We start from the raw sequence: 8417 nt of genomic DNA, 5'->3' as shown, positions 1-8417 counted from the left end.
AACGGCACGCTCCGTGGTGTGAGAGGGAGGAGAAAGTCCTCCCTACTCGATTTAAATATATGGGGTGATTTTCAGACTGGATAGAGTCCTATGGGGGATGTCTATTGTTAGGCATATACTTGATGATAATTTAAACAACACAATAGGGGACTTCTAGCATATATCCAAACTATAAAAAAATCGACCTCCCAATTGTTAGATTTTTGGTACAACTTTTTGGGGGTCGTTTTTTAATATTTTTTACAAATAGATTAAGCTGACTAATTAGCAAGCCTGTAGTTCTTGTTTTCCAGAACAAACTTGTTGCGGATACCCTTGCTAGTATAGACCTTCTTATCGTTTGTAATAAAGATAGCATCCACACCATCAAGCCCGTCTATAAATCTCATACCTTCTTTTAGACCTAGTCCAAAGGTAGATGTTGATAGGGCATCTCCGTCTATGGATTTCTTGGATATAATCGTTACACTAGTCAGCTCATTTTCAAATGGGTAGCCTGAATCTGGATCAATCATATGGTGGTAGATTTTACCATCCTTCTCTATAAATCTTTCATATATACCCGATGTAACAACAGACATATCCGTCAATTTGATAGTTCCTAGGGCTTCAGTATTGCTCTTGGCAGGGTCTTGAACACCCACATTGAAGTCGGTTCCCTTTGCATTTTGTCCAAATACATAGATATTTCCTCCCAGGTTGATAATGGCATTTTTAATATCGTGTTCTCTTAGGTAGTCTGCCAGTTTATCAGCGCAGTAGCCCTTGGCAATACCACCTAGGTCAATTTTCATACCCTTATTTTTTAGAAAGACTGTCTGGTCCTTGTCATTTAGAAGTATATCCTTGTAGTTTACCAAGGGAAGTATCTTTTTAATTTCTTCACCAGATGGAACTCTCGCATCCTCGCTGCCAATCTTCCATATAGATGAGACAGCTCCAACAGATATATCAAACTTGCCAGATGTCATATCTGAGTAGACTAGGGAATGTTTGATGACCTGGTAGGTATCATCAGAGACCTTTACAGGCTCTATACCAGCCTTTTGGTTGATTCTTGAAACCTCACTAGTGTCCATCTGTGAGCTCATCTTGTTGTGGATGTCTAGGACTATCTTGTCCAGCTCAGGAAGGACCTTGTTAGCCTGAGATTTTCTAGTATTTATCACACTTATCTGGTTGACTGTGTCTAGATAGTAGTTGGTAGTTGAAAAGGTACCTACCTTATCTATAAGTGTAAAATAGAAGATAATACAAACAATAAATAGACTTATTATCGATGCGATTATCTTGAGATTTGATTTTTTCATTTTTACCTCCAATTTATGATATAATCAATATGACACAATAAGTATTATTATAACATATTTTTTTAATGAATGGAAGTGGGTGAAGTAATGAAGAAGAGAGATATAATTCTATTTGCAATAGTGGTAATCTTAATTGTCCAGGCAGTCTTTATAAATAAGTATTTTAATTCTGGCCAGGGAGGTAGGGTAGAGGTATATGTCGAGAACAAGCTATATAATACCTATCCACTGGACAAAGACCAGAAGATAGATATAGGGGAAAAAAATGGAAGGGTAAATAAGATATATATCCACAACAAGGGGGTCGAGATGACTACAGCCAACTGTCCGGACAAGGTGTGTGTCCACACTGGTTTTATAAACAAGCCCGGCCAGAGTATAGTATGCTTGCCCCACAAGATAAATGTAAAGATAGTCAGCAACGACATAAGTAAGGTTGACAAGGATGTAACTGCAAAGTAGGACAAGGAGGCTTTTATGGTAAATCTAGGTAACGACTGGGACCAGGTCTTGGTTGATGAATTTAAAAAAGAATATTATTTGAAGCTAAGAGAATTTTTGAAGCTAGAGTATAGGAGTCAACAGATTTTTCCTGATATGTACGATATTTTTAATGCCTTGAAGTACACTTCTTACAAGGGGACCAAAGTATTGATATTGGGCCAGGACCCCTACCATGATGATGGTCAGGCCCATGGTCTGGCATTTTCCGTAAAACCGGGCATAAAGACTCCACCATCCCTACTTAATATGTACAAGGAGTTGAGAGATGAATTAGGCCTATATATACCAAATAATGGCTACCTTGTGCCCTGGGCCAAGCAGGGGGTACTACTTTTAAATACAGCCCTAACAGTAAGGGCCCACCAGGCAAATTCTCATAAGGGGAAGGGTTGGGAAACCTTCACAGATAAGGTGATTTCTTATCTCAACCAGAGGCAAGAACCCGTGATATTTGTCTTGTGGGGTGCAAATGCCAGGTCTAAAAAGAAATTAATAGATGCTAGTAGGCACTATATACTAGAGGCTCCTCATCCAAGTCCACTGTCAGCACATAGAGGTTTCTTTGGATGTGGACATTTTTCCAAGATAAATCAGATCTTGGAATCCATGGGGCAAGAACCAATCAACTGGCAGATAGAAAATATATAGGGGGAGTGGCATGAAGTTTGCAGCATCATTTAGTGGTGGTAAGGATTCCACTCTAGCTATTAAAAGAATGTTAGATGAGGGCAAGGAGGTAGTTGCCCTTATTGTTTCTACAAAAAAGGGTCAAGACCAGTCTTGGACACACAATCTGGATAAAAAATACTTTCAAGAGGTAGCTAGGATACTTGGAGCAGAGGTATTTTTTACAGAGTCAGGGGTAGAGGATTATGAGGCCTTATTTGAAGAGGCTCTAAGAGAGTCTAAGGTCATAGGGGCAGAGGCCTGTATTTTTGGTGATATAGATATAGAGGGCCATCTAGACTGGAATAGGAAGAGGTGTGCCGGTGCAGGACTAGCCTGCCTACACCCCCTAGAATATGAGGACAGGAGGGCTATCTTGGAAGAATTTTTGGATACTGGTTTGGAGGCTAGAATAGTAAAGGTAAATACGGACTACCTAGATGAATCCTTTATTGGAAGATTATTGGATAGGAGCTTACTTGAAGAGTTGTCGTCATATAAGGGATTAGACTTGTGTGGAGAAAATGGCGAGTACCATACTAGGGTAGATCAAGAGTCTATAGAAAAAAATATATAAAAATTTTGTAAAAGTGCTTGCATTTTATGGGAACCTATGGTAAACTATAGTTACTTGATACTGATTATCGTATCAAAATTAAAGATTTAATTAATCTTTAGCTTCCATATCAACACATATAAATTGTTTAATAAAAATAGGCTGGTAACAGCCTATTTTTATTTGTAAAAACAAGTTCTAAAAGCTATACTATAAAAAAGTTAGACAATAGGTCTTAAAAAGAAGAAGGGTCACTAAAAGTGACACCTTCAAACATTTACAAAAATCGATATCAAATTTCTATCTCCTACCTAATATTTCCATTCAAGGTATTGTAGGAAATCCAGCCACCATAAGTTTTACACCAAATTCTATTAGCTGACTCTACATATGTATCAAATATATAAATTTCGTCACCCTTGTATACGGTATTTACTGAAGGGGATGACTTGCTAGGTCCACTTCTAATATTTGCTTCCTTGGCTGTCACATACTGGTAGCTACCGTTTATAGAGTTGGCAGTACGGTGGGCAGCACTAAGGTTAGATGAAGAACTAGACTGGCTAGAAGACTCCTTAACAACCACCTGATTGACTTCAGTTTCAGTCTTGCCTGCTACCTTCTTGTAGAGGTCGCTGGCAGTCTTATCATCTGGTATTAGGCCTAGGTATTCAGACAGTAGGGAAGAGGCGGATGTAGTATTGCCGGAATCTATCATCGAGCTGGCCTTCTTTACTACATCAGACTTTAGTGAACTTATCTTGTCACTGGCCTTTTTGTAGTTGTCCTTGTCCTCTGCAGGGATTTGCTTGTAAATTGCTATAGCCTTGACATATTCACCCTGCTGTTCTAGGTTCTTGGCTTCTTCCATACTTGACTTGGTCTCAGCCATAATATCCATCTGGTTTTTCTTGGACTTGTATTCTACGTCGCCAGTCTTGGAATATAGGTCGGAATAGATCTTGGCAGCCTCTTGATAGTCCTTGATATCTATAAAGTTTTCAGCCTTTTTGTTAAGAGAAGATATTTCCATCTTACCCTTTGCAAATATTCCGCCGGCCACTATTAGGGCCAAGACTACTAGTCCACCAACAATAAATAGAATCTTCTTACGCTTATCATTTGATGGTCCAGACTCATCGTATTCATCGTACGAATCAAAATTATTTGTGTATTTTTCTTTAGACAATGTACAATTCCTCCAATTTCTAAAATAGTAAATATGTAGTACAAATATAATAATTTTCCTATTAAGATAATTATATCAAGTTGGGAAAACTATTTCAATTTAAATATTATTAAAACTATGTAAAAAGAGTAAAAAGGTGATACTAATCGAAAGAATAATACAAAATAATATGTGAAAAGACTAGGCATACAAAAAAGACTACACATACAATATGCATAGTCTTTTAGTTAGCTTACACTAAGTTTTTACAAATTCTTCTTAACAAGTTCGTTTATTTTTCTGCCGTCTGCACGTCCAGCAGTCTTAGGCTTGATTGTGCTCATAATTTTGCCCATATCCTTCATTGATGTAGCACCAACTTCGGCTATAGTCTCGATCACTATTTTTTCAAGTTCTTCTTCGCTTAATTGTTGAGGTAGGTATCCTTCTAAAACTTGTATTTCAGACTTTGTTTCTTCAATCAAATCATCCCTGTTAGCCTTCTCGAATTCAGCTAGTGAATCCTTTCTCTGCTTAAGCTGCTTGGAAATGATATCGATGATAGCATCATCAGCTAGCTCAACGCGGTTATCAACTTCGTACTGCTTGATGGCAGCCCTGATAAGTGTAACAACGGATTTTTTGATTGTATCCTTGTTTTTCATTGAAGACTTTAGGTCTTCCTGCAGTTTTTCTTTAAGGGACATTCCCTTTCACCTCTTCTTAATTAACTATCTTTTAGCGTTTTTTCTTCTAGCAGCTTCGGCTTTTTTCTTACGCTTAACACTTGGCTTATCATAGTGTTCTCTTTTTCTAACTTCTGACATTATGCCAGACATAGCACACTGTCTCTTGAATCTTCTAAGTGCACTATCTAATGATTCGTTTTCTCTTACTCTAACTTCTGACATCTGTTTCACCTCCCTACAATTCAGCGATTTGTTAACCTAATTCGATTAGTTTAACACCATAATATTATAAGCGAAATTAGGGCTTTTATCAAGTCTTTTTGTAAAATATATAGAAATATATAAAAAAATATAAAAAAGCCCAAACTTGTCCAAATATTATTTATGAATTTTAAAAAATGTGATATAATTAGTAAGTGGATTAAGTCCAATATTTTTTTATTCATTGTGGGATGGAAAATGATATATGGGGACGAAAAAAGCCCCTTACCTGTTTTAAGTATCAAAAATTTGGTATTTAATAGGTAGAAGAGATTTTCATAGATTATTAAAGTAAAATAAAATAAATTAGATTATTATGGTAAGGTAAAAAAATAATAGGAGGTAGATGTATGAAGGCTATAGGTATTTTGACCAGTGGAGGAGATGCTCCAGGTATGAACGCAGCCATCAGAGCAGTTGTAAGGACAGCTATATATTATGGCTACAAGGTTTACGGCATTGAGAGGGGTTATGCAGGTCTTTTAGACAAGGAATTTATAGAGATGGACCTTTCATCAGTTGGTGATATCATCCAGAAGGGTGGTACAATCCTAAAGTCATCAAGATGTGACGAATTCAGAACAGAAGAAGGTAGGGCCAAGGCCGTTGAAATATTAGAGGAATTTGGCGTTGGCAGTCTAGTGGTAATAGGTGGAGATGGTTCATTTACAGGAGCCAACAAGTTGAGCCAGCTAGGAGTACACACAATAGGCATACCGGGAACTATCGACAACGACCTTGCCTATACAGACTATACTATAGGTTTTGATACAGCAACTAATACTGTAATAGATGCCATAGGTAAGTTAAGAGATACATCATCATCACATGACAGGGTAAATATAATAGAGGTAATGGGTAGACACTGTGGAGACCTAGCCCTATTTGCTGGTATAGCAGGTGGTGCAGAATCTATAATAGTACCTGAAATGGACACTAGGACAGAGGAAATAGTTAAAAAGTTAAAAACAACTCAGAAGAGGGGCAAGAAGCATAGTATTATAGTCCTAGCTGAGGGTGCTGAAAATATAGAGGGTGGAGCCTTGGGTCTAAGGTCTGCTCTAACAATAGAAGACAAGGCAGATGTTAGGATAACAGTTCTAGGTCACGTGCAGAGAGGTGGTTCACCATCAGCCTTTGACAGGATACTTGCCAGCAAGCTGGGCAACAAGGCCGTAGAATTACTTATAGAAGGTAAGTCAGGAAGAGTTGTGGGTATAAAGGACAATAAGATAATAGATATGGACATAGATGAAGCACTTTCAATGAAGAAGACTTTTGACGAAGACTTGTATGAAATGGCAAAAATACTATCAATATAATTGATTAGGTAAATAAGCTAAAATGATAAAACTGAGCCGGTAACTTGGTTGGACAATTTATAATTAGGCAGGGCAACCTAGCCATATAAGTTATAGGAGTGATTAAAGATTATGATAAGATGTAAAAAGACAAAAATAGTATGCACAATGGGACCTTCAACAGATTCAGACCAGGTCCTAAAAGAATTAATAGAGAATGGACTAAACGTTTGTAGGTTCAATTTCTCTCATGGTTCACATGAAGAACACAAGGAGAGAATGGACAGGACTAAGAGGGTAAGAGAAGAATTAGACCAGCCAGTGGCAATCCTTCTAGATACTAAGGGTCCAGAGATAAGGACAGGCGAATTTGAAGAACCAGTAATCCTTGAAGAAGGGGCAGAATTCGTAGTTAGTATGGACGATTGCATGGGCAACAGCCAGAGATGTAGCGTATCATACAAGGGTATGGTAGATGATGTAAAGGTTGGAGATACAATCCTTATAGATGATGGACTAGTAGCCCTTAGAATAAAGGAAATAAAGGGAAATGATATACACACAATAGTAGAAAACTCAGGTAAGGTATCGTCTAGAAAGGGTGTAAACCTACCAGGTGTAGCTATCAACCTACCAGCTATTACAGAAAAGGATATAGAAGATATCAAGTTTGGTATAGAACAGGGAATAGACTTTATAGCAGCATCATTTGTTAGAAAGGCATCTGACGTACTTGAAATCAGAAAGGTCCTAGAAGAAAATAATGCTCCAGAAATCCACATTATATCAAAGGTAGAAAGCCAGGAAGGTGTGGACAATATAGATTCAATCATCCAGGTATCAGATGGTATAATGGTAGCCAGAGGTGACATGGGTGTTGAAATACCAAGTGAAGAAGTGCCTATAGTTCAGAAGATGATCATCAGAAAGTGTAATGAAGTAGCCAAGCCAGTAATAACAGCTACTCAGATGCTAGACTCAATGATCAGAAACCCTAGACCAACAAGGGCAGAAGTAACAGACGTAGCAAATGCTATCTATGACGGAACTGATGCAATCATGCTATCAGGTGAAACAGCTGCAGGTAAGTACCCAGTAGAAGCTGTAAAGACAATGAATAGAATAGCCTTGAGAACTGAAGAAACTCTAGACTACAAGGTTAAATACAAGATGGATATGGACAAGATAACTGTAACAGATGCTATAAGTCATGCAACTTGTACAACTGCTATGGACCTATGTGCCAAGGCCATTATAACTTGTACATCATCAGGCTACACAGCTAGGATGGTATCAAAGTTTAGACCAAAAGCTCCAATCATAGCAGCTACTCAGAATGAAAGAGTAAGAAGAAAATTATCCCTATTATGGGGTACATACCCATTAATTTCTAAGTTTGCAGAAAGCACAGACGAAGTGATGGATGAATCAGTAGAAGTAGCTAAGAATGCAGGAATAGTAAACCCTGGAGATATAGTTGTAATCACAGCAGGTGTTCCGGTAGGCAAGACAGGTAAGACTAACCTAGTCAAGGTATCTGTAATAGGCGAATTCCTAGGCAGAGGTGTTGGTATTGGTAAGGTTTGTGTAGAAGGACCAGCCAAGGTAATCATGCCAGGAGAAGACAAGGAGTTTAATGAAGGCGATGTACTAGTAACACTTGGAACTGACAGAGATATGCTAAAGTATATGGAAAAGGCCAGTGCCATTGTAACTGAAACTGGTGGTATGACTTCCCATGCAGCCATAGCAGGTATCAACCTAGGTATACCAGTAATCGTATCTGTAGATGGAATCACAAAGAAGGTAAATAATGGTGATATGATAAAGGTAGAACCAGCAAGCGGTGCTGTTAGTAGAGAACAGTAAGACATAAATCTTAGCCTAATATCTTTGACAAGCTATGAGGCCGTGATAAAAATAAAATTAAATGGTTCTATGTCAAATAACGTTGGTGATAAT

The 8417-nt window shown here is 38.0% G+C and carries 9 protein-coding genes; 5 read left to right on the top strand and 4 right to left on the bottom strand.

The features are described 5' to 3' along the window. Positions 1-260: 260 nt before the first annotated feature. Positions 261-1310 (bottom strand): FAD:protein FMN transferase, encoded by a 1050-nt coding sequence (locus tag HMPREF1639_RS03350; RefSeq protein WP_036763207.1) that lies wholly within the window; start codon positions 1308-1310, stop codon positions 261-263. An 87-nt stretch (positions 1311-1397) separates the two neighbouring features. On the opposite strand from HMPREF1639_RS03350, the gene HMPREF1639_RS03345 reads away from it, so the two are divergent. The 3 genes from HMPREF1639_RS03345 to HMPREF1639_RS03335 are packed head-to-tail and all read left to right on the top strand — an operon-like array spanning position 1398 to position 3057. Continuing rightward, entirely contained in the window at positions 1398-1772 is a 375-nt protein-coding gene (locus HMPREF1639_RS03345; RefSeq protein WP_036763206.1) for a NusG domain II-containing protein, read from the top strand. 15 nt (positions 1773-1787) lie between these two features. Next, entirely contained in the window at positions 1788-2462 is a 675-nt protein-coding gene (locus HMPREF1639_RS03340) for a uracil-DNA glycosylase (RefSeq protein WP_036763205.1), read from the top strand. A 10-nt stretch (positions 2463-2472) separates the two neighbouring features. Continuing rightward, positions 2473-3057: a hypothetical protein gene (locus HMPREF1639_RS03335; RefSeq protein ID WP_052045399.1), complete on the top strand. Its 585-nt coding sequence runs from the start codon at positions 2473-2475 to the stop codon at positions 3055-3057. A 286-nt stretch (positions 3058-3343) separates the two neighbouring features. Here HMPREF1639_RS03335 and HMPREF1639_RS03330 read toward each other — a convergent pair whose 3' ends face one another. The 3 genes from HMPREF1639_RS03330 to rpsU all read right to left on the bottom strand — a co-directional run bounded on the left by HMPREF1639_RS03330 (position 3344) and on the right by rpsU (position 5115). Then, positions 3344-4225 carry an SH3 domain-containing protein gene (locus tag HMPREF1639_RS03330; RefSeq protein ID WP_036763201.1) on the bottom strand — a complete coding sequence of 294 codons (882 nt, stop codon included), beginning with the start codon at positions 4223-4225 and terminating at the stop codon, positions 3344-3346. Between the two features lie 245 nt (positions 4226-4470). Next, complete coding sequence (locus tag HMPREF1639_RS03325) at positions 4471-4911, bottom strand: GatB/YqeY domain-containing protein (RefSeq protein WP_036763199.1); 441 nt, start codon at positions 4909-4911, stop codon at positions 4471-4473. Positions 4912-4935: 24 nt separating this feature from the next. Next, complete coding sequence (gene rpsU, locus HMPREF1639_RS03320) at positions 4936-5115, bottom strand: 30S ribosomal protein S21 (protein WP_002844447.1); 180 nt, start codon at positions 5113-5115, stop codon at positions 4936-4938. Positions 5116-5504: 389 nt separating this feature from the next. On the opposite strand from rpsU, the gene pfkA reads away from it, so the two are divergent. Next, entirely contained in the window at positions 5505-6476 is a 972-nt protein-coding gene (gene pfkA, locus HMPREF1639_RS03315; RefSeq protein WP_036763196.1) for a 6-phosphofructokinase, read from the top strand. 111 nt (positions 6477-6587) lie between these two features. Beyond that, a complete protein-coding gene (gene pyk / locus HMPREF1639_RS03310) occupies positions 6588-8324 on the top strand; it encodes a pyruvate kinase (protein ID WP_036763192.1) in 1737 nt (578 codons plus the stop codon). The last annotated feature ends 93 nt before the right edge of the window (positions 8325-8417 follow it).

This window comes from Peptostreptococcus sp. MV1, assembly GCF_000758885.1.
In the GTDB taxonomy this organism is placed as follows: Bacteria; Bacillota; Clostridia; order Peptostreptococcales; family Peptostreptococcaceae; genus Peptostreptococcus.
The sequence above is the reverse complement of the archived record's forward strand: the minus strand, read 5'-3'. Positions and strand labels throughout refer to the sequence as shown.

Excerpts from the sequence above, each read along its gene's own strand:
- pyk (WP_036763192.1), top strand. The coding sequence starts at position 6,588 with ATGATAAGATGTAAAAAGACAAAAATAGTATGCACAATGGGACCTTCA.
- pfkA (WP_036763196.1), top strand. The coding sequence starts at position 5,505 with ATGAAGGCTATAGGTATTTTGACCAGTGGAGGAGATGCTCCAGGTATG.
- rpsU (WP_002844447.1), bottom strand. The coding sequence starts at position 5,115 with ATGTCAGAAGTTAGAGTAAGAGAAAACGAATCATTAGATAGTGCACTT.
- HMPREF1639_RS03325 (WP_036763199.1), bottom strand. The coding sequence starts at position 4,911 with ATGTCCCTTAAAGAAAAACTGCAGGAAGACCTAAAGTCTTCAATGAAA.
- HMPREF1639_RS03350 (WP_036763207.1), bottom strand. The coding sequence starts at position 1,310 with ATGAAAAAATCAAATCTCAAGATAATCGCATCGATAATAAGTCTATTT.
- HMPREF1639_RS03335 (WP_052045399.1), top strand. The coding sequence starts at position 2,473 with ATGAAGTTTGCAGCATCATTTAGTGGTGGTAAGGATTCCACTCTAGCT.
- HMPREF1639_RS03340 (WP_036763205.1), top strand. The coding sequence starts at position 1,788 with ATGGTAAATCTAGGTAACGACTGGGACCAGGTCTTGGTTGATGAATTT.
- HMPREF1639_RS03345 (WP_036763206.1), top strand. The coding sequence starts at position 1,398 with ATGAAGAAGAGAGATATAATTCTATTTGCAATAGTGGTAATCTTAATT.